This window comes from Pseudomonas sp. WS 5059 (assembly GCF_012985525.1).
GTDB lineage: Bacteria > Pseudomonadota > Gammaproteobacteria > Pseudomonadales > Pseudomonadaceae > Aquipseudomonas.
In genome coordinates, this window is sequence record NZ_JAAQWO010000001.1 from 583,482 (window position 1) to 609,769 (window position 26,288).

Below are 26,288 nucleotides of genomic sequence, written 5' to 3' on the forward strand. Positions count from 1 at the left end.
GCAACGGTGGTTGACAGCTCACTTGTCACGCGTTGTTAATCAAGCAGCTGAATCCAGCAGGCTGTTGCCCCTTCCAATAACAATTCTGGAGCTTCAGATGTCAGCCACTCCCATTACCGCAGTGAATACTTCAATTGGCTTCACTGAACTTGTGACTCTGCTCAAGGCTATTTTTACCCGTCATGGGGCCTCGCATGAGGTTGCCAGCGTACTGGCCGACAACTGCGCCCGCGCCGAGCAGGATGGGGCTCATAGCCATGGGGTGTTTCGCATACCGGGCTATGTCTCGACCCTGGACAGCGGCTGGGTCAATGGCCAGGCGGTGCCGCTGGTCGAGGATGTTGCCTCGGGCTTCGTGCGGGTAGACGCCGCCAATGGGTTTGCCCAACCGGCCTTGGCTGCCGCCCGCCCATTATTGGTGGCAAAAGCCCGCAGCGCCGGGATCGCCGTACTCGCGATTCGTAATTCTCATCACTTTGCCGCCCTATGGCCGGATGTCGAACCGTTTGCCGAAGAAGGCCTGGTCGCCCTGAGTGTGGTCAATAGCATGACCTGCGTGGTGCCCCACGGTGCGGATCGGCCCTTGTTCGGCACCAATCCCATCGCGTTTGCCGCCCCACGCGCAGATGGGCCGCCGATTGTGTTTGACCTGGCCACCAGCGCCATCGCCCATGGCGATGTGCAGATCGCCGCGGGCAAGGGCGAACGGGTGCCGCCGGGCACCGGTGTCGACAGCCTGGGCCAGCCGACCCAGGACCCCAGGGCGATCCTCGAAGGCGGTGCGTTGTTGCCGTTTGGCGGGCACAAGGGCTCGGCGTTGTCGATGATGGTCGAGCTGCTGGCGGGGGCCTTGACCGGGGGGAATTTCTCGTTTGAATTCGACTGGTCCAACCACCCCGGCGCCAAGACGCCCTGGACCGGCCAGTTGCTGATCGTGATCGACCCGAGCAAAACCGCCGGGCAAGACTTCGCCCAACGCAGCCAGGAACTAGTGCGGCAGATGCATGCGGCGGGGTTGCGGCGTCTGCCGGGCGATCGGCGTCATCGCGCACGGGACAAGGCCGCGCTGGAAGGGATTATGTTGGATGGGGATGAGCTGGCGCGGTTGCGCGCGTTGGCGCAAGGCTGATGGCGGGCGCGGGCTGAGCCGCGCCAGCCGTGTTGTCGATCAGTTGCGACGGCCCAGCAGCAGGCCCACTACCAGGCCGAAGCCTGCGGAAATCGCCACGGTCTGCCAAGGGTGGCCACCGATATAGGTTTCGGTGGCATCCACCACCGGCTTGCTGCGCTCGCGCACGCTGGATACCGAGTCCAGGGCTTGCTTGAGCTTTATCGCGACCTGTTCGCGCAGGGTTTCACCTTCTTCTCCCACCAGCGACGCGCTGCTCTTGAGCAGTTTGTCGGATTCTTCGATCAGGGCCTGGAGTTCGCTGAACGCCTGGTCCTTGATTTGCTCTTCGACAGCTTGGGCGGCGGTTTTACGGGCCATTGAGTAGCTCCTTGCGGGGTAAGTGGGCAGTGAACAATGGAGTCTTGCAGCACGGCAAAAGTTGCAGTTTTTTTTCGTGGGTTACTGAGTCTATGCAAAATCCGAATTCGGACCTTTCCACCTACAGTGTAAGATGTCACCTATTTGTGCAGCAGGTAATTCCACATGAGCTTCAATCTGGCCAACAAGCCCTTAGCCGAGCGTGCGGCGCTTGAAGACGAAAAGTCCCGTCTGTATGACTTGTGGCAAAGCAACCTGGGCAAGGCCAAGGGCGAGGGCGCGCGGCTGTTTGGCGAGCGCGCCAAGCGCAAGGGCAAATGGGCCGAATGGGTGCGCTCGGAACTGGACGGTATGTCGCCACCGGAATTTGCCAACATGGTACGCAGCGAAGTCAACCGCCTGATGGCCGCCAAGTAGGCCTGGCTGGCCGGTGCCTACAGCTGTTGTTTGAGCCACTCTTCGCGGGTGATTTCCCAGATGTCCTTGGGGAACGCCCCCTCCACGAACTGTCCTTCTTGCGTGCGGATCAAGCGCATCCCGGTTTTTTCGCTAAGCCTGCGTGAGCCCAGGTTCGGCGCCGCCTTGGGCACCCGCAGCACGGGTCGCCCAAGCACCTTGAACCAATACGCAGTCACTGCCGCGCTGGCTTCGCTCATCAACCCCTGGCCCTGCCATTGCGGCCCGAGCCAGAAGCCACGGTTGTTGTCTTGCTCATCCATCAGGCTCACGTTGCCGATCAACTGTGCGGGCGCCTCGCGCAGGCGGATCGACCAATGCCACTCGCGCCCCTGGGCCATGGCAGGCAAAGCCACCTGTTCCAGGTAGCTGCGCGCACCGTCGGCCGGGTAGGGCCAGGGCACCAGGGCATTGAGGTAGCGCACCACTTCCCAGTGGGGAAACTGCTGCTGTATGCCCTCGGCATCGTCCAGGGTCAGCGGCTGCAGGATCAGGCGTTCGGTGTACAGGGTAGGCAAGGTGTTCATGCTATTTACCAAGTCACGGTGTTGGGCAGGTCCAGGGTACCGCGATCGACAAAGCGCATCGTGCCAAACAACCCGCCTGCCAGCTTGCCGCGCAGTACATAGGGCAGGTTGTTCAAACTCTGGGTCTGGCTCAGGCCCAGGGTCTGGCGCAATACCGAAAACGCTGAAACGCTGACCGGGACGGTCAGAACCGTCTCGGAGAAGCGCGGGATGGATCCCTGTTGATCAGCGACCCCAGCCGCCAGCGGCCGGCCATTGACCTCCAGGTCCAGGGCCACGCCGTTGTAGTCGATGGCCGTGTCGTTGGGGTTCTGCACCCGCAGCTTGATTGCAAAGCGCACTTCCAGGTCCTGGCTTTGCAGCGGCTCGATGCCCACCACATTGATATGCAGCGGGTCACGGTTGGGGAACAAGGCGCAGGCGCTCAGGCTGAGCAATATCAAAGACAGGGTCAGGCCGATCAATCTGCGCATAAGGGTTCCTATTTGGTCGGTTCCGGGTCCTGCATCACTTTGAGGGTAGAGGCTTCCGGGTCAAATTCATCTTCTTCCAGCTCTATGAACTCTTCAGGCAGGAAAATGTTCAGCAGGATCGCACAGAACGCACCCACGGTAATCGGCGACTCGAAGATGTTATGCAAGGCCTTGGGCAGTTCGCGCAGCACTTCCGGCACCGCCGCCACGCCCAGGCCCATACCCAGGGAAATCGCCACGATCAGCACATTGCGCCGATGCAGCCCGGCCTCGGCGAGGATCTTGATCCCGGCCACCGCCACCGTACCGAACATGATCAGGGTCGCGCCGCCCAGCACCGGCTTGGGCATCAGTTGCAGCACCGCGCCAATCATCGGGAACAGGCCCAGCAACACCAGCAGGCCGGCAATGAAATACGCCACATAGCGGCTAGCCACGCCGGTCAACTGGATCACCCCGTTGTTCTGCGCGAAGGTCACCATCGGCAGGCTGTTGAAGGTAGCGGCCATCACCGAGTTCAGGCCGTCCGCAAGCAGGCCGGACTTGATGCGTTTGATGTACAGCGGGCCCTTGACCGGTTGCTGGGAAATCATCGAGTTGGCGGTCAGGTCACCGGCCGCTTCCAGGGGCGAAATCAGGAAGATCACCGCCACCGGAATAAACGCTATCCAGTCGAACGAGAACCCGTACTTGAACGGCACCGGCACGCTGATCAGCGGCACTTGGGGCAATGCCGCCAAGTCGACGCGCCCCAGCCACCAGGCCACCACAAACCCCAATGTCAGGCCGATGACAATCGAGCCCAGGCGCAGGAACGGGTTATTGAAGCGGTTGAGCACCACGATGGTCAGCAGCACCAGGGCTGCGAGCCCCATATTGCCCGCTGCGCCCAGGTCCGCGGCACCGTAGCCGCCTGCCATGTCGGTCACGGCGACCTTGATCAGCGACAGGCCCATCAAGGTGATGATGGTGCCGGTCACCACCGGGGTGATCAGCTTGCGCAGTTTGCCGATGAACTGGCTGAGCACCACTTCGATAAATGCGGCGAAGAAGCAGATGCCGAAGATCGTCGAGAGAATCTCCTCGGTGCCGCCGCCCCGGGCCTTGACCATGAAGCCGGCACTGAGGATCACGCTGATAAAGGAAAAGCTGGTGCCTTGCAGGCACAGCAAGCCCGAACCCACCGGGCCGAAGCGTCGCGCCTGGACAAAGGTGCCCAGGCCGGAGACGAACAGCGCCATGCTGACCAGGTAGGGCACTTCGCTTTCCAGGCCCAGTACGCCGCCGACGATCAGGGTCGGGGTAATGATCCCGACGAAGCTGGCGAGCACATGCTGCAGGGCGGCAAAAATCGCCGCCGTGAAGTGCGGGCGGTCTTCCAGACCATAGATCAGGTCCGATTTATAACGGGGGCGGGGGGCTTGAGCGTCAGACAAGATACGTGCTCGGGTCAGAAAATGGAGGCGCAGGATGCCAGAAAGCGCCCACTGTCAAAAGTGTGAAAATATATTTCTCCGATTCGTGCAAAAAGCCTCAAGCCGGCCGATACCTCTTATAGGCCCACACAACCCTTATAACAGTGGCGCCGAACAGTCATCTCGGTGCGTTGACGCTAAGTGACCGTGTCGCGGCAAGGACGCTCGCAGCCATCCCTCTTTGAGAGCTTTCCTATGTCCCTCCGTAATTTGAATATCGCACCTCGGGCGTTTCTCGGTTTTGCGTTTATTGCGTTGCTTGTGATTGTTCTGGGGGTGTTTGCCGTCAACCGCATGACCCTGATTCGCCAGGCCGCGCTGGACATGGGCGCCAACCAGCTGCCGAGTGTCGGCTACCTGGCCAATATGACCGAGAGCGTATTACGCCTGCGCATTCTGTCGTTCCGGGTGCTGGTCAACCGCGAGCCTGGCGCCCTGCAAGATGCCCAGGCGCGCATTGATGTCCTGGTCGACAAGGCCCGCCAAGCCCAGGCGGGTTACGCCGCGATGCCGGCCGGCGCCGAAGAAGCGGCGCTTTACAAGACTTTTGCGGTGACGTTGGACAACTACCTTAAAGCCCAGGCTGAAATGCTGACGTTGTCCCAGCAGAACAAGGTCGAGGAGATGCGGGCCCTGATCAACAGTCGGATCAAGGACGGCACCGATCAGATGGGTGAACAGCTCAACAAGTTGATTGCGATCAACGCCGCCGATGCCAAGCAGGCCGGGGACGACGCCGGGCGCAGCTACAGCGATGCGATCAGCGGGATTATCGTGGTGTCGGTGGTCGCGGCACTGATGACCGTATTGCTCGCCTGGCTGCTGACCCGCAGCATTGTCACGCCCTTGCGCAAGGCGGTGGCAGCCGCCGAGACCATCTCCAGCGGCGACCTGAGCAAGGTTATTGAGGATGATGGCCAGGATGAGCCTGCGCGGCTGATCAGTGCCCTGGCGACCATGCAGGGCAACCTGCGCCAGACCATCCAGCATATCGCCGGCTCGGCGACGCAATTGGCGTCCGCCGCCGAAGAGCTGAGCGCGGTGACTGAGGAAGCCTCCAAGGGCTTGCAGCAGCAGAACAATGAAATCGACCAGGCCGCCACCGCCGTCAATGAAATGACCGCTGCCGTGGAAGAAGTGGCGCGTAATGCGGTGTCCACCTCCGAGGCCTCGACCCAGTCCAACCAGGCCGCACGGGAAGGGCGCGACCGCGTGGTGGAAACCGTGGGCGCGATCCAGACCATGACCCAGGACGTGCAGAACACCTCGGTGTTGATCGAAGGCCTGGCGACCCAGGGCCGCGATATCGGCAAGGTGCTGGATGTTATTCGGGCGATTGCCGAACAAACCAACCTGCTGGCCCTCAACGCCGCCATCGAAGCCGCACGCGCCGGTGAAGCCGGGCGCGGGTTTGCCGTGGTGGCCGATGAAGTGCGCGCCCTGGCCCACCGCACCCAGCAGTCGACCCAGGAGATCGAAAAAATGGTCGCCGGCATCCAGAACGGCACGGGTGAGGCGGTGCAGTCCATGCAACAGAGCAACCAGCGCACCCAAAGCACCCTGGAAATGGCCCGCGCGGCGGGTGTGGCACTGGAGCAGATCACCCAGTCCATCAGCCTGATCAACGAGCGCAACCTGGTGATCGCCAGCGCGTCCGAAGAACAGGCCCAGGTATCGCGCGAAGTGGACCGCAACCTGGTGAACATCCGCGACCTGGCCACCCAATCGGCGGCCGGCGCCCACCAGACCAGCGCCGCCAGTCACGAACTGTCGCGCCTGGCAGTGGATTTGAATGCGATGGTGGCGCGGTTTGTTATCTAAGCAGGGAAGGCTTGGGTGCCTGGCATACCGCTATCGCAGGCAAGCCAGCTCCTACCTCTGATTTGTGGTGTGACCCAAACTTCTGCCCCAATGAAGATCCCCTGTGGGAGCGGGCTTGCCCGCGATGGCGGTGGCTCAGCCACTGTTTGCGGTGGCTGGCATACCGCTATCGCAGGCAAGCCAGCTCCTACACGTGATTGGTGGTGTGGCCCAGACTTCTGCCCCGATGAAGATCCCCTGTAGGAGCGGGCTTGCCCGCGATGGCGGTGGCTCAGCCACTGTTTGCGGTGGCTGGCATACCGCTATCGCAGGCAAGCCAGCTCCTACACGTGATTGGTGGTGTGGCCCAGACTTCTGCCCTGACGAACATCCCCTGTGGGAGCGGGCTTGCCCGCGATGGCGGTGGCTCAGCCACTGTTTGCGGTGGCTGGCATACCGCTATCGCAGGCAAGCCAGCTCCTACACTTGATTGGTGGTGTGGCCCAGACTTTTGCCCCGATGAAGATCCCCTGTAGGAGCGGGCTTGCCCGCGATGGCGGTGGCTGGCACACGCCATTTGGTCGAGCTGTCAGGCTTTCCATACGCCGGGATTGACCAGGTTTTTCGGTCGTTCTCCCGCCAGTGCCGCCAGCAGATTATCCACGGCACACCGCGCCATCGCTTCCCGCGTTTCATGGGTGGCAGAGCCGATGTGCGGCGTCGCCACCACATTGTTCAAGCGCAGTAGCGGCGAGTCATGGTTCAACGGTTCACGCTCGAACACATCCAGCCCCGCCGCGCGGATCGTACGCTGTTGCAGCGCTTCTACCAGCGCCGCCTCGTCCACCACCTTGCCCCGGGAGATGTTGATAAAGATCGTCTCCGGGCCCATGAGCGCGAATTCCCTGGCGCCAATCAGCCCCTGGGTCTCGGCGGTCAACGGCAAGGTCAGGCATACAAAGTCGGCTTGCTGCAACAGGTCGGGCAAGCTGCGGTATTGCGCGCCGAAGCGCTGTTCCACCGCAGGCTTGGGGGAGTGGCTGTGATAGATCACCGGCATGCCAAAGCCAAAATGCCCGCGCTGTGCCAGAGCTTCACCAATGCGCCCCATGCCAATGATGCCCAGGGTCTTGCCGTGTACATCGCTGCCAAAGTGCAACGGGCCGATGTTCTGGTTCCAGTTGCCGGCGCGCACCATGTTGGCCAGCTCCACCACGCGCCGGGCGGTGGCGAGGATCAGGGCAAAGCCGGTGTCGGCGGTGGTTTCGGTGAGTACATCCGGGGTGTTGCTGAGCAAAATGCCGCGTTGGGTCAGGTAGTCGATGTCGTAGTTATCGACGCCCACCGAAACACTGGCCACTGCCTCCAGGCGCGGCGCCAGGTCCAGCAGTTGCGCATCCAGGCGCAAGCTGGCGCCCAGTAGGCCGTGGGCGGTGGGCAATGCCTCACGCAGTTGCGCCAGGCCCGTGGCGTCGAGGCTTTCGATCAGGGTCACGGTGGCCGCCTCGTGCAGGCGGGCCATCAGCGGCGCGGAGAGTTTTTTGTACAGCACGACATGTTTTTTCATCAGGTTCTTACCTTCAAATCCAGGGAGTGCAACGGTGCTGCCGGGGACGGCTCACGGGCACCGGTCTTGAGAAAAATCGTCAGTACCACCGACAGCAGCAACGCGCCGCTCATCAGCAGGTAGGACGCACCGGGCGAGCCGGTGCTGCTGTTGAGATAGCCCACCAGGTACGAACCGCCAAACGAACCCAGCGCGCCCATGCTGTTGATCAGCGCCATGGCGCCCCCGGCAACGTTGGCCGGGAGGATTTCCGGGACGATCGCAAAAAACGGCCCGTAGGGCGCATACATGCAGGCGCCAGCAATCACCAGCAGGGTGTAGGACCACCAGAAATGCTCGGCCCCCAGCAGGTAGGAGCCATAAAACGCCACGGAAGCGATCAGCAGCGGTGGCCACACGAAACGTTTACGCTTTTGCAGCTTGTCCGAGCCCCAGGACACCACGAGCATGCCAATCACCGCCGCCAGGTACGGCAACGCCGAAAGCCAGCCGGCTTCGACCATGTCCATCTGCAAGCCGGCCTTAAGGATCGACGGCAGCCACAGCACAAAGCCGTACACGCCGATGCTCCAGCAAAAGAATTGCAGCGCGAGGATGATCACCTGTGGCGAGCGGAACGCTTCGGCGTAGTTTTTCACCGCCTTGAGCCCAACCTGCTCGGCGGCCAGGGCGGTTTCCAGGTCGTGCTTCTCGCCGGCGTTCAGCCACTTGGCATCGGCTGGGCGCTCATCGGCCAGGCGCCACCAGATAAAGGCCCAGAACACCGCCGGCAGGCCTTCGATGATAAACATCCAGCGCCAGCTGTAATGCTGCACCAGGTAGCCGGACACCACCGACATCCACAGCATGGTCACCGGGTTGCCGAGGATCAGGAAGGTATTGGCCCGCGAGCGTTCGGCACGGGTGAACCAATGGCACAGGTACACCAGCATCGCCGGCATCACGGCGGCCTCGACCACCCCGAGCAGGAAGCGGATGGCGATCAGCATGTAGGCGTTGGACACGATGCCGGTCAGCGTGGCCAGGCCGCCCCAGAGGATCAGACTGACAAAAATCAGTTTCTTGACGCTGCGCCGTTGGGCATAGATCGCCCCCGGCACCTGGAAGAAGAAGTAGCCGAGGAAGAACAGCGCGCCGAGCAGCGAGGACATGCCCGGGGTGATCATCAGGTCTTCGGCCATCCCGGAGGCGGCGGCGAAGCCATAGTTGGCGCGGTCCAGGTACGCCAGGCTGTAGGTGATGAACACGATGGGCATGATGTACCACCAGCGGCGGGTGGCGAGTTTGGTCGTCATGGGTTTGCTCCTGAGCTTGTTGTAGTTGTGGCAACAGGTAACGGGTTTAGCGCCGGGGGTCAGCCGGCCTTTTGCAGGGCTGGCAGGTCGGCGCGCATGGGCAGGCCTTCCATATCGCCACGACTCTGTACTGCGCGGCTGCCGATCCAGTTGGCGCGCTGCACCGCCTGGGCAAAGCTGAGGTTTTCGAGGAGGGCGCTGATCATGCCCACGGCAAAACCATCACCGGCGCCCACTGTGTCCACCACCTTGGCCACCGGCACCGCGGCGACAAACCCTTGGTCCAGATGGCTACGGTAGTAGGCGCCGTGGGGCCCGAGCTTGATCGCCACCGCTTCCACACCCTGGTCGAGGTAGAAGGCGGCAATATCCGCCGGGTCTTCGAAGCCGGTCAGCAGGCGACCTTCGCTCAGCCCCGGCAACACCCAGTGGGCTAGGCAGGCCAGGGCGTTGATTTCGCGGATCATTTTCTGCTCGCTGGGCCAAAGTGACGGGCGCAGGTTAGGGTCGAACGACACACTGCGGCCTGCCGCGCGCATCTGGCTCATCAACTCGCGCGACAGCTCGGCGGTGGCGTCCGACAATGCTGGCGGAATCCCGGTGGCGTGCAGGTGCCGTGCTTTTAGCAACTGTGGAGTGATCACGGCGCTGGACAGGTGACTGGCCGCCGAGCCACGACGGAAATACTCGACCTTGGGATCGTCGCCGCGCTCTTCCCGCGACTTGAGCTGAAAACCGGTGGGGTGCGCCGGATCGACCGCCACATGCCGGCAATCCAGGCCTTCGCTTTCTAGGGTATCGACCACAAAGCGGCCCAATGAATCATCCCCCACACGGCTCAGCCAAGCCACATTGAAGCCCAGGCGCGACAAGCCGATCGCCACATTGCTGTCGGCGCCGGCAATGCGTTTTTCAAAGTGACCGACCTGGGCCAGGTCACCGGTTTGTTCGGCGACGAACATCGCCATGGTCTCGCCGAACGAGAGGATATCGATCTCAGACATGGGCATTCTCCACACGCGGTTGGCCAAGGTGGGTGAGGGCGGCGACTTGCACGGTGGTGACCGCCACCAGGTCTGCGCCTTGCAGCGGGAATTCCACCGCGCGGCTGATACCTTGGGGCATCAGTTGCAGCAATTGTTCCCACAGATGCAGGTCGGCGGTGCCCGGCGGCAACGCCACCAGCTTGCCGTCGGCGCGACGCTCTACGGCCTTGCAGTGCAGGTAGTCGACATGGCGGCCCAGCAGGCGCGCAGCGGTGCGCGCCGATTGGTCCTGCCAGTGCCAGTTGCCGATATCGAAGGTCATTTTCACCGGTACCGCCAGGCGTTCGGCTTCATCGAAGAAACGTTGCAGCGGCTCGATGCGCCCGCCGTGCAGGGTCTGGTCGTTTTCCACCAGCAAGCGCACCGGGTGGCGATTGAGCAAGGCGCTGAGGCTGTGCAGGTCGTTGGTGTCGGTGAAGTAACCGAGGGACACCTTCAACCAGCGCGCACCGAACGCCTGGGCGCGGTCGAGGGTGGCAGCAAGCTCGGCGTTGGCTTGCGCCCGCCCGGCCACCCACAGTTCCAGGGGCGAGGAAAATACACACTCCAGGCCTTGCGCTGCGGCGGCTTGCGCCAGTTCAGCGGGCTGTTCGGTGGTCAGCAGTTCTTCACGCCATTCAATGCGCGTGGCGCCAGCGGCGGCCAGCAGGTCGACAAAACTCAGTTGGCCGCGCTGGCGGACCAGGTCGGCGCCGTAGCTGGAAAGGCTGATGGAAACGGGGTATCTGTGCATTGTTGTTGATCTCTGAAACCGGTTTCATTTGAAGATAAAAAAATGCTCGTGCAGGCGGTTATGCCTACACGGGTTGGGTTGAGCCTCGGACGATCAGTTGCGGGGCAAAATCCACCGAACGGGTCGGCGCGGTATCGCCGCGCAAGCGCTTGAGCAAGCACTCAAAAGCACTGGCGCCAATGGCTTCGGTCGGCTGGGCCAGGGCGGTGATGCCGCTGCCCACCAGCGGGTACCAGTCCAGATCATCCAGGGCGAGCAAGCCCACGTCCTCGAACAATCGGCAACCCAGCTCGCGCAGGGCTTTGGTACAGGCCAGCGCGGCAATGCCGTTGGCACAGAACAACGCTTTGGGCCCGGCTTGGCCTGCGCCAAGAAACGTCTGCAAGCGGTGGGGCAGGTCGCGGTCTATTTCCAATACGGCGCCGCGCATTTTTTTGCGACGACGGATCTGGGCCTGGAAACTCTCCATACGCTCAACCCGCGAACTGGTGCCATCGGCCGCCTCGCTGACCAGCAAGATATCCCGGTAGCCCTGGTGTTCCAGGTGGTCCAGCGCCATGCCCACGGCCAGTGGGTTGTCCAGGCCTACCAGGTCGCTGTGCAGGGCGTCGACCTTGCGGTCCACCAGCACCAGGGGCATTTCCCGTTGCAGTTCCAGCAGTTGTTCGAGGTGATGGCCCAGGGTGTTCACGATCAAGCCTTCGATGTTATAGGCGCGCAGGGCTGCCAGGTGCTTGCGCTCCTGCTCGTCATCGCGGTCGGTGTTGCACACCACCAGGCTGTAGCCGTGCTGGCGGCAGGCGGTTTCCACGCCATGCATCACGGCAATCGAATAGGGGTTGCGGATATCGGCCACCAGCATGCCGATCAGGCGCGTGCGCCCACGTTTCAGGCCACGGGCCATCTGGTTGGGGCGGTAGCCCAATTCATCGATGGCCTGCTCGATGCGCAGGGCGATGGCGTCGGAGAGCAGGGCGCGGTCTTCGCCGATAAAACGCGACACGCTGGCCTTGGAGACGCCGGCGCGTTCGGCTACATCAAGCATGGTCACGCGGCTGCGTTGGGCGGCGGAGAATGAAGTCACGGCGGGGCCTTTCTTATTAGTGTGAGGTGGCAGTGCGCTGGGCATTGAAACCGGTTTCAGAAAACACCAGCCAGCCCCTTTCGTCAAGAAAATCTTTGCTGGAACACTGCCAAAACCGGCTGCGTGAAACCGACGAGCGGCGAGCCGACCTGTTAGTTCTGACAGTATCCGCAGCACTGCTGGAGGTGTTCAATTATCCCAACTGAGCCGCAAGCGCCGTGATCCATCGACGCCCTGGCGCGTGTCTAGGTGATGGGAGGTTTTGATGAGCACCCACAATGCTGGCCAATCCAATGGCCCAGGCGGCATCCTGGTGATTGAGGCGCCTATCGTCGTCGACGCGCTGCCTGACGGGTTGCTGCCGGCACAGTTTTATTTCGCTGATCTGCAGCTTGAGATTCCGACGCCCTGGGCGTTTTTACCCGGTCCGGGCAGAGATCAGTATCTGGTGTTCGAGTGGAGCGTTCGCGGTGCCCGGCCCTTGGATACGCCGCCGATTTTGCTGCCTAACCCGATGACGCCTGCCGACTTTCCCTACGCCGTGCAGATACCTCAGGCATTCCTGCTCAACAGTGCAATTGTTGATCTGCGGTTTCGCATCCATAACCGCACGCCGAACAGCCCCAGCGTTGATGCCTCCGAGGTTGTGACCATCAGGATCGACCGCGATGCGCCCGGTGGGGGGGCGTTGCTGCCACCGGCCATTTTTCCCATCGATCCGATCACCGAGGCCTACCTGATTGCCAACCCCCAGGTGCCCATGGAAATCCCCAAGGACTATCTGGATCGTGAGGTGGGTGATCAGGTGTTGATGTATTTTTCAGATATGAACACCTTGCCAACCGGCGCGCCTACCCTGGTTTCAGCGCCGCTGACCAGCGCCACCGGCCGTATATTCGTGGATGTGCCCAGCGCCGTGTTCCGCAGTTTCCCGGGGGCGCTCTGGATCTTCTGCTTCTATCGCCTGAAAGACCGCGCAGGCAACGTTAATCCGCTGTTTTCACAGGTGGCGCAAGTGGGCCTGCAAACCGGCCAGCCGCCATCCAGGTACCCTCGGCCCAGTTTCCCGCAGTCGGAGTCGCATCCAAACCGTTTCCTGACCTGCAGCACCCAACCGCCGATCTGGTTGGGAGTCGAGGTGTATGTCGCGCCTCACGCCGACATACACGCTGGCGACCTGATCACGCTGCGGTTCCAGGGGTATGGCAAGTACCCGGATGTCGATCCGGACCCCAATATCGTGGAAACCCTCACGCATTATTGGGATGGGGTCGCCGATGCGGCGGGCTATACCTTCTGGATTCTCGATGTCGAGCGCGTGATTCGGCCCCTGAAAAAAAACGCCGGCGGCGAGGCCAGTTACACGGTGTCCAGGGGCGGCGTGGTGATCGGCCGTTCTTCTTCGCGCTATGTGGAGTTCGACCGCGTGGTGCCCACCTCACCGCCACCGCCCACGCCTATTTATTGCTGGATTGACGGCAATGGCCCCGAGGACTGAACACCCTACACGTTTGCTTTAACAACAGATGGGTAATTCGAAAGGTGGTTTGTTTGGCCGCGTGTTTTACGTGCTGGAGAGAGTGTTGCTGCGATTTCAGTCACCAGGCAATCACTCAAGTATCGGGCGATGGCGGCTTGGCCACCTAATGAGTGTTTGTGCGACGCCTACATTAAGTACTAAGGAGAGACTGATATGAGCAGCAACCCTGACGTCACCATTACACCAGCGCCGTTCGTTATTGATGCCCCCACGATTGCAGAAGCATTGGATGATGCATCCGGGCTCATCCCGGTAGCCGTTGCACGGGCGGGTATAACCCTTCAACTGCGAACCGGGCTGATTTCATTGCGCACCGACTGGCTGAGTGTCGAAATTCGCAGAACCACAGATACGGTGCCCAGTTGGACCACCTTCGTGCCCCCCTTCCAGATCAACTTGAACCCCGTGCCGGCAATAATCGATAGATTTGTTCCTGCTCCGGCTCCCGAGTTTGAGTTCGCCCATGGCTTTTATGAACTCAAAGTCACGCAATACCGTAATGCCGGTGGTGTACCGGGTCCTGCGATGGATGAGTCCAACCCCGCCGCATTCCGGGTTGACCTCATTGCGCCCTACGCCGTAGCGGCGTCCCGTGAACAGCCGACCGCTCCAGTGTTAGTCAATGCCCCGCCGGGTACGGTTATCAACAATGCTTTCCTGATCAACCAGGGCGGCGTGGAGGTGCGTATCCTGGCAAACAGTTTCGGGCCGCAGCCCGGACGGTTTGAAGCGGGGGACGAAATTGACGTGTACTACAGCCCGGTCATGGACCCTCGGCCCGAGTATTTGGTCAGTGGCCCAGGTGTGCCTATGCTGCCGCCACCTGCGTCGAGCACTTTTTTCCTGCCAGCCAGCCTGATCACCTTGAGTGGGCTCTATTACTTTTTCTACACCATCAGGGACCGTGCAGGGAACGTCAGTCGCCCGTCGTTCAATGAGTTTCGTACGGTTTCGTTGTTGGCCGATCCCGTGCCATTGGCGCCGTTCCTGCCACTTGCGCCTGCCCCTCGTAATGGCAGCACTGATGACCTGCTCAGCATTGCGGACTATGTACAAGGGATCGATCTGCATATTGAGCAGTATGTTAATTTCGTGACCGGGCTGGACAAGTTCGAGACGCAATGGGAAGCCGAGCCCTTTGGCCCGCAAACTACCGAACTCACTGGTTTCCCGGTGGTGTTCAATAATATGAATGACGCAATCAAGGCCGCCTATACCGCGACTCTGGGCCCGCAGACGGTAAATGTGCGTTACCGGATCGAGCGCAACGGTGTGTTCTTCATCTCGCCAGATAAAACCCTGCAGCTCGATTTGTCGGTCGAAGGGCCGGTCCTGCCGGGCACACTGGAGCCAGGCGATGTGAACCCCGGGCTGAACCCGCCGCAAGTGTTTGGTGCCAACTCCAACGAGTTGAACACCCTGCGCATTGGGGATGCGAACCTGCCTGTCACTATTGTGATCCCCCTTTGGATCATTGCGGCGCTGCCTCATGCAGCTAATGAGTTTTACCTGTATTGGGGCACCTCCAGAGAGCGTGTCGGGCCGTTCCCTTTAAGCACTACAGTTCCCGGCGCCGACGCGACGTTTACCATTCCCTGGGACGTAGTGGCGCGCCACGGCAACAATATGCAACCGGTCAGCTACTCTGTGATTGGCCCCGGCACCACCAATGAAAACCCATCGCCCGTGACCATGGTCAATGTGATCGATGCCGTGACGGTGGAACTGGCACCTGCAAGGTATGAGCGCCTCGTGTTTGGTGAATGGAACTGTCAGTCGCTGGTACAAATCCAGCCTGGCTCGCCACCGGTACTGGCTGCCACTGTGTTGATCCCGGGCGATGCAAGACTGGTAGTGGGCAATACCGTGGATGTTACGATCACCATTACCAGCGAACGCCCAGGGCATCCGTCAGGGCCATTTACACTGACTATTACAACCCCGCCCTTGACCGCTGCCGAGGTGGCCAACGGTATTGATGTAGATATCATCTACCGTCCGTTCCTGGCTCAAGTGGCGTTTGGGCCGTGCGAGGTCACCTACACCACGGGCGTGGCAGGTGGGGGACTCGGTCGCGGCGAGCTGGCCGAGGTATACACGGTATTCTCCAACCCTGACTCATTCTGTGATGGCGTACCGGCTAGCCTGGGAACCACTCTGATAAGTCAATAAACCGCTGCAAGCACAAAAGGGAAGCCTGGCTTCCCTTTTGTGCGTCTGCAAGCCTTGGATTGGCGCGTTTAGACGGTTGTGTCTGCCGGGGGCGCAACTTTCCATGCGTCTGCGCTGCCGATTAACACTGCTTGTTCAGATTAGTCCTACAGTCGTCGGTATGTTCACTACGTAACCTCTGCGCTGTACAGGTGAGGCCTCATTCCGCGGGGAACGAGCCAAGCCGTTTTTAGTGGCTCTACCCCCAGAGAGTGAACCCGATGTCAGCACCCATTAACTTCGAGCTCAAACCCTTGAGCAAGATGATGAAAGTCCCAGCCATGACTGTCCTGCTGTTTGCGGCAGTGCAAACCAATGTGCAAGCCGGCCATCTGATTGGCGAGTCCAAGGTCATTGGCGCCGATGAACCGACAAATCACTGGCAGCTCGATCAAAAGTCCGAGCTGACCATGAACGGCGCCCGTGCGGGCCATATCCTGGCCAACGATTCGACGCTGAATGTCAATTCCGGCAGCCTGATCGAGGATATCCGCGCGACACAGGGCTCCTCTGTCAGCCTTAACGGTGCCACGGTCAATTCCAACAACTCGACATGGGGCGCGGTGCGCCTGGATGACAGCACAGCCATCATTCGTGACAGCTCCATCACCAGCAACACCGTTGTCGGCCTGCAAGCGTTCCAGAGCTTCAACTCGCAAACGGGCGGCATTGCCCAGGTGTTCAACAGCATCATCCGCGGTGTAAAGGGTGGCGCAATAGCCAACGGCAACGCCGAGTTGCATTTCAACCAGAACACCGTGGTCGAAGGCACTGGCGCCGACAGCTATGGCGTGTTGCTTGATGGTGCAACGGCGACTGCCAGTCAGAGCAGCATCATTGGCGGCAAGAATGGCGTGCTGTTCACCAACAACCTTGGCAGCACCACTGCCGGCAAGCTGGTGCTGGACAATTCCAGCGTCGAAGGCCGCAGCGGCTCGGCCATTGTTGTCGAAGGTGAGCCTGGCGAGCCGATGGACGTTGAAATCGACGTGCGCAATGGTTCGACCCTGAGCGGCGGCAATGGCACGTTGCTGGAAGTCAACGGCGGCGCCCAGGCGAGCATGAACGTCGACAACAGCCGCTTGAACGGCAATATCATTGTCGAGGACGGCAGCACCGCGCACCTGAACCTCGACAACAACGCCGGGCTGACGGGCCAGTTGCACAATGTCAGCAGCCTGAACATCGGTGACCAGTCCTACTGGGAATTGACCGGCGACAGCCAGGTGGGTGCCTTGAACCTGGCCGGCGGTACGGTGAAGTTCGGCGACAGCGACGCGTTCTATCAGTTGGACCTGGACAGCCTCGACGGTAACGGCACCTTTGTCATGGGCACCGATTTTGCCCGGGGTATCACCGACTTCCTGAATATCAATGGCCAAGCCAACGGCAACCACAGCCTGCTGCTTGAGGCCACTGGCGTGGAGCCGCTCAACCCTGAAGCGATTCGTATCGTGCACACCGAAGGCGGGGACGCGCAGTTCTCCCTGGCCAATGATTTCGTCGACGTGGGCGCCTACTCCTACGGCCTGAAAAAGGACGGCACCGACTGGTTCCTCGACCCGGAAAACCGTGTGATCAGCCCGTCCACCCGCTCGGTGATGGCGCTGTTCAACACCGCACCGACCGTCTGGTACGGCGAGGCGACCTCATTGCGTACGCGCATGGGCGAGCTGCGTTTCGAGCCTGGTCAGGCGGGTGTGTGGATGCGCGGTTACGGCAATAAGTACAAGGTGGCCGAGAGCACCGGTGTGGGCTATGACCAGAACCAGCAAGGCTTCACCCTGGGTGCCGACATGCCGTTGGCCGATAGCCAGTGGCTGGTAGGTGTGATGGCCGGCCACAGTACCTCGGACCTGAACCTCAAGCGCGGTACGTCCGGCACCGTGAAAAGCTACTACGTGGGTGCCTATGCCACCTGGCTGGATGAGGAAAGTGGCCTGTACTTTGACGCCGTGGCCAAGCTCAACCGCTTCAACAACGAGTCCAAGGTCGGCATGAGCGACGGTACCAAGTCCAAGGGCAAGTACGCCAACACCGGTGGCGGTCTGTCGGCAGAGTTCGGGCGCAACATCAAGCTCGATGACGGCTACTTCGTCGAACCGTATGCACAATTGTCCACCGTGGTCATCCAGGGTGCCAATTACAACCTGGACAATGGCCTGCACGCCGATGGCGAGCGCACCCGCTCGATCATGGCCAAGGCCGGCGCGACGATTGGGCGTGATATCCAACTCGACAGTGGCAGTGTCGTCCAGCCGTACCTGCGGGCAGCGATGGTGCATGAGTTTGCCAACAACAATAAGGTCAAGGTGAACAACAATGTGTTCAACAACGACCTGTCAGGCTCACGCACTGAGTTCGGCGCAGGGGTTGCGGTGAAGTTGTCGCAGAACCTGCAACTGCACGCTGACCTTGAGCACAGCAGTGGTGGCCGGGTCGAGCAGCCTTGGGGCGCCAACGTAGGTATGCGTTACAGCTGGTAAAAACAGGACGCTTATTAACGCCCGTATCGAAGGATACGGGCGTTTTTTTCTCTTGCATAAGCGATCAACTGGTTAGATCAAAGTCGACTTGTATTGTATGCCTGTTGCCGTTTTCATCCGGATCGGTGGTACCGTTCAATTCACCGCCGAACTTGACAGTGCCTGCTTGCAAGCGATTAACGATCAAAGTTCCTGTGGAACACCGCATGGAGTTAGGATTCGGAGTGCCCTCAATGGCATACCAGACACTAACCTCATTGGTCTGCCACTTACTCAGATCCAGTACCTGCCCCTGACGAACGGTGTTGGGCAGCCCAATCGTGATTTTTTTCACTGTGATTGAGTTATCAGCATGTCGCGCATTAAGGCGGTACATGGCTTCTATAGGGTCATGCAGCAGTTTCAAGGTCTGAAAGTGGAGCGGTATATTATCGATACGTGCATCGAATGTGCCAGTTGCAAGAAGGAACCTGGGGTAAAGCAATTTTTTTTGCTCGGGGGTCAACTGTTGCGCTTGTTCGGTCATGATCGCTTCTCCATCGCTGATGATTGTGCGAGTAACAGAGATGTTGACGGCTCTGTCTGAGTCATGAAATAGCACCGCACCTGCGCTGTAAACTGTCAGAACTAACAGTATACGAAGACAACGACTTATGAATGATCTAATGACAATCTAAGCACGCCGCTGTTAATACTCTTTGGCACTTAGACTAACCGAACAACCCCGCCGCGATGTTGATCGAAAAACCCAGGATCGCCGTATTGAACAAAAAACCGATCAACGATTGCCCCAACACCACTTTGCGCATGGCCCGGGTAGCCACCCCCACATCGGAGGTCTGCACGGCAACGCCGATGGTGAAGGAGAAGTACAGGAAGTCCCAGTAGTTGGGGGTCAGTAGCCCTTCGGCAAAGCGCAGCGCCGGTTCCTTGCCCTCCCAGGTGTAATAGAGGCGGGCGTAATGCACGCTGAAAATTACCCCGATCAGCAACCACGAACCAATCACCGTCACCCCGGTAAAACCGTAATGCAACAGGCGTTCGGTCGTATCCAGGCCCTTGCTGCCGGCCAGGCCAACCGCAATGGTGGCCAGGCTCGCAATCGCCGCAATGCACACCATAAATAACACCAGGCCGGCGTTCTCGTCCTCGACCTCGGCGATGCGCTTGACGTCTTCGGCCTTGGCACGGATGGTCAGGCGCAGCATCAGCACCAGGTAGGTCCAGACCCCGACGTTCCAGCCGATCAGGATTTTGCTGAGGATTGAGTCGACGGGCGCCAGGATGCCGATTGCCAGTCCCAGGACGGCGGCAGCGGACAGGCGAGGGTGGGTACGGGCGAGAAAAGGCATGATGGCTCACAGACACAGGACATGTGAGCACCATAGCCTATTCCCGTAGGAGCCGGCTTGCCGGCCCCTACAGGGGGGGTATCAATCTTTGCGTTTGCGCACCAGTTTCATGACGACCACAAAGAACACCGGCACAAACACCACCGCCAGCGTCGCAGTGATCATCCCGCCGATCACCCCAGTACCAATCGCCTGCTGGCTCGCCGAACTGGCGCCGGTGGCAATGGCCAACGGCACCACGCCCAGAATAAACGCCAGCGAAGTCATGATGATCGGTCGCAGACGCAAGCGAGCAGCCTTCAATGTCGCCTCGACCAAGTCTTCGCCCTGGTCATACAAGTCCTTGGCAAACTCGATGATCAGGATCGCGTTTTTCGCTGACAGCCCGATGATCGTGATCAGGCCGACCTTGAAGAACACATCGTTGGGCATGCCGCGCAGTGACACCGCCATGACCGCGCCCAATACCCCCAGTGGCACCACCAGCAGCACCGAAGTGGGGATCGACCAGCTTTCATACAGCGCTGCCAGGCACAGGAACACCACCAGCAGCGACAGCATCAGCAGCAGCGGCGCCTGGGAACCCGACAAGCGCTCCTGCAACGACAACCCGGTCCATTCCTGGCCCAGGCCCGCGGGCAATTGGCTGACCAGACGCTGGATTTCTTCCATTGCCTCGCCAGTGCTATGACCCGGTGAAGCTTCACCCGAAATAGCGATGGCCGGATAGCCGTTGTAACGGGTCAACTGCGCCGGGCCCTGGACCCAGCGCGCTTGGACAAACGCCGACAGCGGCACCATTTTCCCGGCGTTGTTGCGCACATGGATCTTCATCAGGTCTTCGACCTGGCTGCGCTGGTCGCCTTCGGCCTGCACCACCACGCGCTGCATGCGGCCCTGGTTGGGGAAGTCGTTGATATAGGCCGAGCCAACGGCCGAGGACAGGATATTGCCCACATCGGCAAACGACACGCCCAGGGCGTTGGCCCGCTTGCGGTCCACCTCCAACTGCACTTGCGGCGCCTCGGCCAGGGCGCTTTCGCGCACATTGGCCAGGATCGGGCTTTTTTCCGCCGCCGCCAGCAGCTCGGTACGCGCCGCCATCAACGCGGCATGGCCCACGCCGCCACGGTCCTGCAAACGGATCTCAAAGCCGCTGGAGGTGCCCAGGCCGTCCACCGGTGGCGGCAGCACGGCATAGGCCATCGCATCCTTGAGTTCGGTAAAGGCCATGTTGGCGCGATCGGCAATCGAGGCCGCCGAATCGTCGCTGCTGCGCTCGGACCAGTCCTTGAGCGTGGTAAACGCCAGCGCCGCGTTCTGCCCGGAGCCGGAGAAGCTGAAGCCCATGATCATCGTCGTATCACCAACGCCCGGCTCGGTGGCGTTGTGCGCCTCGATCTGCTCGGCCACCAGCACCGTACGGTTCTTGCTCGCGCCTGGCGGCAACTGGATATCCGTGATCGTATACCCCTGGTCCTCCACCGGCAGGAACGAGGCGGGCAGGCGGCTGAACAGGAAGCCCAGGCCTACCAGCAGGACCAGGTAGATCAGCAGGTAGCGGCCGCTGCGCTTGAGGGCATAGGCAACCCAGCCTTCGTAGCGGTCGGTCAGTTGTTCAAAGCGCCGGTTGAACCAACCAAAGAACCCGCCCTTGGCATGGTGCTCGCCCTTGGCAATTGGCTTGAGCAACGTGGCGCACAGGGCCGGGGTCAAGGACAGGGCAAGAAACGCCGAGAACAGGATCGAGGTGGCCATCGACAGCGAGAACTGCTGGTAGATCACCCCCACCGAGCCTGGCATGAACGCCATCGGCAGGAACACCGCCACCAGCACCAGGGTAATGCCGATGATCGCCCCGGTAATCTGGCCCATGGCCTTGCGTGTGGCTTCCTTGGGCGAAAGGCCCTCAGTGACCATGATCCGCTCGACGTTCTCCACCACCACAATCGCATCGTCCATCAGGATGCCGATGGCCAGCACCATGCCGAACATGGTCAGCACGTTGATCGAGAAACCCAGTAACAGCATCGTGGCGAAGGTGCCCATCAGTGCAATCGGCACCACCAGCGTCGGGATCAGGGTGTAGCGGATGTTCTGCAGGAACAGGAACATCACCGCAAACACCAGCGCCATCGCCTCCAGCAGGGTGTAGACCACCTTGGTGATCGAGACCTTGACGAACGGCGAGGTGTCGTACGGGATCTTGTACTCGACGTTGGCCGGGAAGTAGCGCGACAGCTCATCCATCTTCTCCCGCACCAGGGTCGCGGTGCTCAAGGCATTGGCGCCGGGCGACAGCTGCACGCTGACGGCGGTGGAAGGCTTGCCGTTCAACCGCGTGGAGAACTGGTACTCCTGGCTGCCGACCTCGACCCGCGCGACGTCGCCAATGCGCACGGTGGAACCGTCCGGGTTGGCCTTGAGCACAATGTCGGCAAATTCGGCGGGCGTGGAGAGCTGGCCCTTGACCAGAATCGACGCGGTGATTTCCTGGGTATTGGTGCCTGGCAAATCACCGATGCTGCCGGCCGAAACCTGGGCGTTCTGCGCGGTAATCGCGGCGTTGACGTCGGCCGGGGTCAGGTTGAAACCAATGAGTTTCTGCGGATCGATCCAGATCCGCATCGCCCGCTCGGCGCCATACAGTTGCGCCTTGCCCACACCGTCCAGGCGCTTGAGCTCGTTCATCACGTTGCGCGCCAGGTAGTCGCTGAGCGCCACGTCGTCGAGCTTGCCGTCACTGGAGGTCAGGGTTACCAACAGCAGGAAGCCGGCAGACACTTTTTCCACCTGCAGGCCTTGCTGGGTCACCGCTTGCGGCAGGCGCGGCTCTACGGCCTTGAGGCGGTTCTGCACATCGACCTGGGCCATTTCCGGGTTGGTTCCCGGCTGGAAGGTCGCGGTGATGGTGGCCGAGCCGAGGCTGCTCTGGGATTCGAAATACAACAGGTGGTCGGCCCCGTTGAGCTCCTGCTCGATCAGGCTGACCACGCTTTCGTCCAGGGTCTGCGCCGACGCACCGGGGTACGTCGCATAGATTTCCACTTTCGGTGGCGCGACGTTGGGGTACTGCGCCACGGGCAACTGCGGGATGGCGAGGGCGCCGGCCAGCAGGATAAACAGGGCGACCACCCAGGCGAAGATCGGGCGGTCAATAAAGAACTGCGGCATTGTCTCTGATCCCTATGATTACTGGCCGGTTGCCTGGGCGACAGGCGCGGTGCTGGCATCCACTTCGACTTTTTCACCGGGGCGTGCATGTTGCAGGCCTTCGACGATGATGCGGTCCCCGGCCTTCAAGCCGCTGTTGACCACCCAACGATCATTGACCGCTGCGCCCAATTCCACCGGTTGCTGGCTGACGTTCTGCTCGGCATCCACCAGCAACACCATGGGGATACCGGCGCTGTCGCGGGTGATTGCGCGCTGCGGCACGCTCAGGCCTTGCTGGTCGACGGCCTGCTCCAGGCGCACACGGATAAAGCTGCCGGGCAACAGGTCGAGGTCCGGGTTGGGGAATTCGCTGCGCAGGATGATCTGCCCGGTGCCGGGGTCTACGGAGATTTCCGCGAACAGCAACTTGCCCGGCAGCGGGTAGAGGCTGCCGTCATCCTGAATCAGCGTGGCCTTGGCCTGGTTTTGGCCCACTTGCTTCAAATGCCCGGCGCGGAAGGCGCGGCGCAGGTCATTGAGTTCGCGGGTGGACTGGGTGAGGTCGGCGTGGATCGGGTCCAACTGCTGGATCACGGCCATGGGCGTGGCTTCGTTCTGGCCCACCAGCGCGCCTTCGGTCACTAGCGCACGGCCGATACGCCCGGAGATCGGCGCGGTGACGGTGGCATAGCCGAGGTTGAGCTTGGCACGCTGCACTGCTGCCTGGTTGGCCGCGACCTCAGCGGCCGTTTGCCGGGCGGCGGCGCGGGCGTTGTCGTAGTCCTGGGCGCTGATGGCATTGCCTTCGACTAGCTGGCTATAGCGCTGCTCTTGCAGACGCGCCTGGAAGGCATTGGCCTCAGCCTTGCGCAGGCTGGCCTGGGCACTGTCGAGGTCGGCCTTGAACGGCGCCGGGTCAATACGGAACAGCACGTCGCCCTGTTTGACGTCATGGCCTTCGTTGAACACCCGTTGCAATACCACGCCTGCGACCCGTGCGCGCACTTCGGCAATGCGTGGCGCGGCAATCCGTCCGCTCAGCTCGCTGCTGATGGACAGGGGTTTGGCTTCGAGGGTTTCGATCCGTACCTTGGCCAGGGGCATTTGCGGGGCGTCGTCCGCAGAGTTGCCACAGGCACCCAGGGCCAACGTCAGTGCCAGCAGGCAAAACGGCGCAAACAGATTCTTTGACATGCTCTTATCCCAATATTGACTGGCGCATCCTACGGACACCCCCGGCTCGGTGCTGTGAAGCTGTGTAGGTGGTGTGTGAAGAAATGTAAGGTACGGCGCACGCCGAGGCGCCTGCGTATATCCTTTACGGCCGTGGATCCTAACAAGCTCTTCTGATCAATGACGATCTAATGTGAAACTGTATTATTTGGAAGCACCATGCCCAACATCCTCCTGGTCGAAGACGACGCCGCGCTGTCCGAGCTGATTGCCAGTTACCTTGAACGCAATGGCTATCACGTCAATGTGCTCAGCCGTGGCGACCACGTACGCGAGCGGGCCAGGCTCAACCCGCCGGACCTGGTGATCCTTGACCTGATGCTGCCGGGCCTGGATGGCCTGCAAGTCTGCCGCCTGCTGCGCGCCGACTCGGCCGGCCTGCCGATCCTGATGCTCACCGCCCGCGATGACAGCCATGACCAGGTGCTGGGCCTGGAGATGGGCGCCGATGACTACGTGACCAAGCCCTGCGAGCCACGGGTGCTGCTGGCCCGGGTGCGCACTCTGTTGCGCCGCAGCAGCCTCAGCGAGCCACAGGCGGCCAATGACCAGATCATTATGGGCAACCTGTGCATCGACCTGTCGGAGCGCGCCGTGACCTGGCGCGGCCAGGCGGTGGAGCTGTCCAGCGGTGAATACAACCTGTTGGTGGTGCTGGCCCGGCATGCCGGTGAAGTGCTCAGCCGCGACCAGATCCTGCAGCGCCTGCGGGGCATCGAGTTCAACGGCACCGACCGCTCGGTGGATGTGGCCATTTCCAAGCTGCGGCGCAAGTTCGACGACCATGCCGGCGAGGCGCGCAAGATCAAGACGGTGTGGGGCAAGGGTTACCTGTTCAGCCGTTCCGAGTGGGAATGCTGACAGCATGTTCCGGCTCCTGATCCGTCTCTACCTGCTGACCATCGTGACCTACAGCGCGGCGATCTACCTGATTCCCATGGGCATCATCGAGGTCTTCCATCATCGCTACATGAACTACAACCTCGAGCAATCCCGGGGCTTGCAGAGCCTGATCGTGCGTCAGTACCACAGCCGGCCGGTGGAGCGCTGGTCCGAGGTCACCGACCAGTTGGCCCGGGACTTTGCGCCCTTGAAGGTGCAATTGCTGCATCGCCAGGATGCCCGCTATACGCCGGCCGAGGAGCGGTTGCTGGAGCAGGGCAAACCGGTCATCCGCCTGGGGGAGTGGGGCTGGATGGAAGAAATCAGCTCGCCGCTCAATGACCAATTGGCGGTCAAGCTGACCATCCCGCCCGACCCGCTGGACATGAACCTGCTGTACTGGACCATGAACGTACTGATCGGCGCGGCGCTGCTGGGGGGCCTGTTGCTGTGGCTGCGCCCGCACTGGCGCGACCTGGAACGCCTCAAGGCCACAGCCGCGCAACTGGGCCGTGGTCATCTGGAAGAACGCACACACATTCCGCCCAGCTCCAACATCGGCAGCCTGGCGGCGGTGTTCGACACCATGGCCAATGACATCGAACACCTGCTCAACCAGCAGCGTGACTTGCTCAACGCCGTGTCCCACGAACTGCGTACCCCGCTGACCCGCCTGGACTTCGGCCTGGCCCTGGCGCTGTCCGAAGACCAACCGGCCGCCAGCCGCGAACGCCTGCAAGGCCTGGTGGCGCACATCCGCGAGCTGGATGAGTTGGTGCTGGAACTGCTGTCCTACAGCCGCCTGCAAAACCCGGCACAACTGCCCGAGCGGGTGGAAGTGGTGCTGGATGAGTTTATCGACAGCATCCTGGGCAGCATCGACGACGAACTGGAGAACCCCGAGATTGTGATTGATGTGGTGCTGGACTGCGCCGTGGAGCGTTTTACCCTCGACCCACGCCTCACCGCCCGCGCCCTGCAAAACCTGCTGCGCAATGCCATGCGCTATTGCGAGCGGCGCATCCAGATTGGCGTCAAGGTCTGCGCCAAGGGCTGCGAAATCTGGGTGGATGACGACGGCATCGGCATCCCCGAAGAGCAACGTGCGCGGATTTTCGAACCGTTCTACCGCCTGGACCGCAGCCGCGACCGCGCCACCGGTGGCTTCGGCCTGGGCCTGGCGATCAGCCGCCGGGCCGTCGAAGCACAGGGCGGCACACTCACCGCCCAGGCCTCGCCACTGGGTGGCGCGCGCCTACGGCTGTGGCTGCCTACCTGACTGTCTGTCTAGAGTGGGCTTGTGTGGGAGCGGGCTTGTCGGATCGCCGCATCGCCGCGAAGACGTCGGCCCAGCGAACATTGATGTTGACTGACCCACTGCTTTCGCGAGCAAGCCCGCTCCCACACAAGCCCGCTGCCACATGGATGGGTGTTTTTCTGCAGTCCTGCTTTTGGCATATGCGCAGCCTTACCGCCCCTGACG

21 protein-coding genes are annotated in these 26,288 nt (G+C 61.2%); 8 read left to right on the forward strand and 13 right to left on the reverse strand.

The window, feature by feature from the left end:
* Nucleotides 1-97: 97 nt before the first annotated feature.
* Nucleotides 98-1,129, forward strand: a complete 1,032-nt coding sequence (locus tag HBO12_RS02560) for an Ldh family oxidoreductase (RefSeq protein WP_169951891.1) — start codon at nucleotides 98-100, stop codon at nucleotides 1,127-1,129.
* Nucleotides 1,130-1,168: 39 nt separating this feature from the next.
* Here the strand turns inward: HBO12_RS02560 and HBO12_RS02565 are convergent, their stop codons facing one another.
* The gene (locus HBO12_RS02565) at nucleotides 1,169-1,489 is read right to left on the reverse strand and encodes an ElaB/YgaM/YqjD family protein (protein ID WP_169951888.1); all 321 of its coding nucleotides are present in this window, start codon (nucleotides 1,487-1,489) and stop codon (nucleotides 1,169-1,171) included.
* Nucleotides 1,490-1,654: 165 nt separating this feature from the next.
* Here HBO12_RS02565 and HBO12_RS02570 point away from each other — a divergent pair, with 165 nt between their 5' ends.
* Complete coding sequence (locus HBO12_RS02570) at nucleotides 1,655-1,906, forward strand: hypothetical protein (protein WP_038441493.1); 252 nt, start codon at nucleotides 1,655-1,657, stop codon at nucleotides 1,904-1,906.
* Nucleotides 1,907-1,923: 17 nt separating this feature from the next.
* Here the strand turns inward: HBO12_RS02570 and HBO12_RS02575 are convergent, their stop codons facing one another.
* The 3 genes from HBO12_RS02575 to HBO12_RS02585 are packed head-to-tail and all read right to left on the reverse strand — an operon-like array spanning nucleotide 1,924 to nucleotide 4,381.
* A complete protein-coding gene (locus HBO12_RS02575; RefSeq protein WP_170041337.1) occupies nucleotides 1,924-2,472 on the reverse strand; it encodes a GNAT family N-acetyltransferase in 549 nt (182 codons plus the stop codon).
* A gap of 5 nt (nucleotides 2,473-2,477) precedes the next feature.
* Nucleotides 2,478-2,945: an LEA/WHy family protein gene (locus tag HBO12_RS02580; protein ID WP_170041338.1), complete on the reverse strand. Its 468-nt coding sequence runs from the start codon at nucleotides 2,943-2,945 to the stop codon at nucleotides 2,478-2,480.
* Nucleotides 2,946-2,953: 8 nt separating this feature from the next.
* A complete protein-coding gene (locus tag HBO12_RS02585; RefSeq protein WP_170041339.1) occupies nucleotides 2,954-4,381 on the reverse strand; it encodes a nucleobase:cation symporter-2 family protein in 1,428 nt (475 codons plus the stop codon).
* 234 nt (nucleotides 4,382-4,615) lie between these two features.
* Here HBO12_RS02585 and HBO12_RS02590 point away from each other — a divergent pair, with 234 nt between their 5' ends.
* A complete protein-coding gene (locus HBO12_RS02590) occupies nucleotides 4,616-6,241 on the forward strand; it encodes a methyl-accepting chemotaxis protein (protein ID WP_170041340.1) in 1,626 nt (541 codons plus the stop codon).
* Nucleotides 6,242-6,809: 568 nt separating this feature from the next.
* Here HBO12_RS02590 and HBO12_RS02595 read toward each other — a convergent pair.
* The 5 genes from HBO12_RS02595 to HBO12_RS02615 form a co-directional block, all read right to left on the reverse strand.
* Nucleotides 6,810-7,787, reverse strand: coding sequence for a 2-hydroxyacid dehydrogenase (locus tag HBO12_RS02595; RefSeq protein WP_170041341.1), 978 nt, complete (start codon nucleotides 7,785-7,787; stop codon nucleotides 6,810-6,812).
* A complete protein-coding gene (locus HBO12_RS02600; RefSeq protein WP_169951876.1) occupies nucleotides 7,787-9,082 on the reverse strand; it encodes an MFS transporter in 1,296 nt (431 codons plus the stop codon). Before HBO12_RS02600 ends, HBO12_RS02595 begins: the two co-directional genes overlap by 1 nt.
* A 59-nt stretch (nucleotides 9,083-9,141) precedes the next feature.
* Nucleotides 9,142-10,086, reverse strand: a complete 945-nt coding sequence (locus HBO12_RS02605; RefSeq protein WP_170041342.1) for a sugar kinase — start codon at nucleotides 10,084-10,086, stop codon at nucleotides 9,142-9,144.
* Nucleotides 10,079-10,861, reverse strand: a complete 783-nt coding sequence (locus tag HBO12_RS02610; protein ID WP_170041343.1) for a sugar phosphate isomerase/epimerase family protein — start codon at nucleotides 10,859-10,861, stop codon at nucleotides 10,079-10,081. The genes HBO12_RS02605 and HBO12_RS02610 overlap by 8 nt, the downstream gene beginning before the upstream one ends.
* 64 nt (nucleotides 10,862-10,925) lie before the next feature.
* Entirely contained in the window at nucleotides 10,926-11,945 is a 1,020-nt protein-coding gene (locus tag HBO12_RS02615) for a substrate-binding domain-containing protein (RefSeq protein WP_170041344.1), read from the reverse strand.
* Between the two features lie 265 nt (nucleotides 11,946-12,210).
* Between HBO12_RS02615 and HBO12_RS02620 the strand changes: the two genes are divergently transcribed.
* From HBO12_RS02620 to HBO12_RS02630, 3 genes are all read left to right on the forward strand, one after another.
* The gene (locus tag HBO12_RS02620; RefSeq protein ID WP_170041345.1) at nucleotides 12,211-13,443 is read left to right on the forward strand and encodes a hypothetical protein; all 1,233 of its coding nucleotides are present in this window, start codon (nucleotides 12,211-12,213) and stop codon (nucleotides 13,441-13,443) included.
* A 195-nt stretch (nucleotides 13,444-13,638) separates the two neighbouring features.
* Nucleotides 13,639-15,657 (forward strand): hypothetical protein, encoded by a 2,019-nt coding sequence (locus HBO12_RS02625; RefSeq protein ID WP_170041346.1) that lies wholly within the window; start codon nucleotides 13,639-13,641, stop codon nucleotides 15,655-15,657.
* A gap of 260 nt (nucleotides 15,658-15,917) precedes the next feature.
* Nucleotides 15,918-18,182, forward strand: a complete 2,265-nt coding sequence (locus tag HBO12_RS02630; protein WP_170041347.1) for an autotransporter outer membrane beta-barrel domain-containing protein — start codon at nucleotides 15,918-15,920, stop codon at nucleotides 18,180-18,182.
* A gap of 64 nt (nucleotides 18,183-18,246) precedes the next feature.
* On the opposite strand, the gene HBO12_RS02635 is transcribed toward HBO12_RS02630, so the two are convergent.
* The 4 genes from HBO12_RS02635 to HBO12_RS02650 form a co-directional block, all read right to left on the reverse strand.
* On the reverse strand, nucleotides 18,247-18,708 hold the full coding sequence (locus tag HBO12_RS02635) for a hypothetical protein (protein WP_170041348.1): 462 nt from the start codon (nucleotides 18,706-18,708) through the stop codon (nucleotides 18,247-18,249).
* 184 nt (nucleotides 18,709-18,892) lie between these two features.
* Nucleotides 18,893-19,534: a DUF1345 domain-containing protein gene (locus tag HBO12_RS02640; RefSeq protein WP_170041349.1), complete on the reverse strand. Its 642-nt coding sequence runs from the start codon at nucleotides 19,532-19,534 to the stop codon at nucleotides 18,893-18,895.
* An 81-nt stretch (nucleotides 19,535-19,615) separates the two neighbouring features.
* Nucleotides 19,616-22,708, reverse strand: coding sequence for an efflux RND transporter permease subunit (locus HBO12_RS02645; RefSeq protein WP_170041350.1), 3,093 nt, complete (start codon nucleotides 22,706-22,708; stop codon nucleotides 19,616-19,618).
* Nucleotides 22,709-22,726: 18 nt separating this feature from the next.
* Nucleotides 22,727-23,884 (reverse strand): efflux RND transporter periplasmic adaptor subunit, encoded by a 1,158-nt coding sequence (locus HBO12_RS02650; protein WP_170041351.1) that lies wholly within the window; start codon nucleotides 23,882-23,884, stop codon nucleotides 22,727-22,729.
* A 198-nt stretch (nucleotides 23,885-24,082) separates the two neighbouring features.
* Here HBO12_RS02650 and HBO12_RS02655 point away from each other — a divergent pair, with 198 nt between their 5' ends.
* Both HBO12_RS02655 and HBO12_RS02660 read left to right on the forward strand, forming a co-directional pair.
* Nucleotides 24,083-24,784, forward strand: coding sequence for a response regulator (locus HBO12_RS02655; RefSeq protein ID WP_169951853.1), 702 nt, complete (start codon nucleotides 24,083-24,085; stop codon nucleotides 24,782-24,784).
* A gap of 4 nt (nucleotides 24,785-24,788) precedes the next feature.
* The gene (locus tag HBO12_RS02660; RefSeq protein ID WP_169951851.1) at nucleotides 24,789-26,084 is read left to right on the forward strand and encodes an ATP-binding protein; all 1,296 of its coding nucleotides are present in this window, start codon (nucleotides 24,789-24,791) and stop codon (nucleotides 26,082-26,084) included.
* The last annotated feature ends 204 nt before the right edge of the window (nucleotides 26,085-26,288 follow it).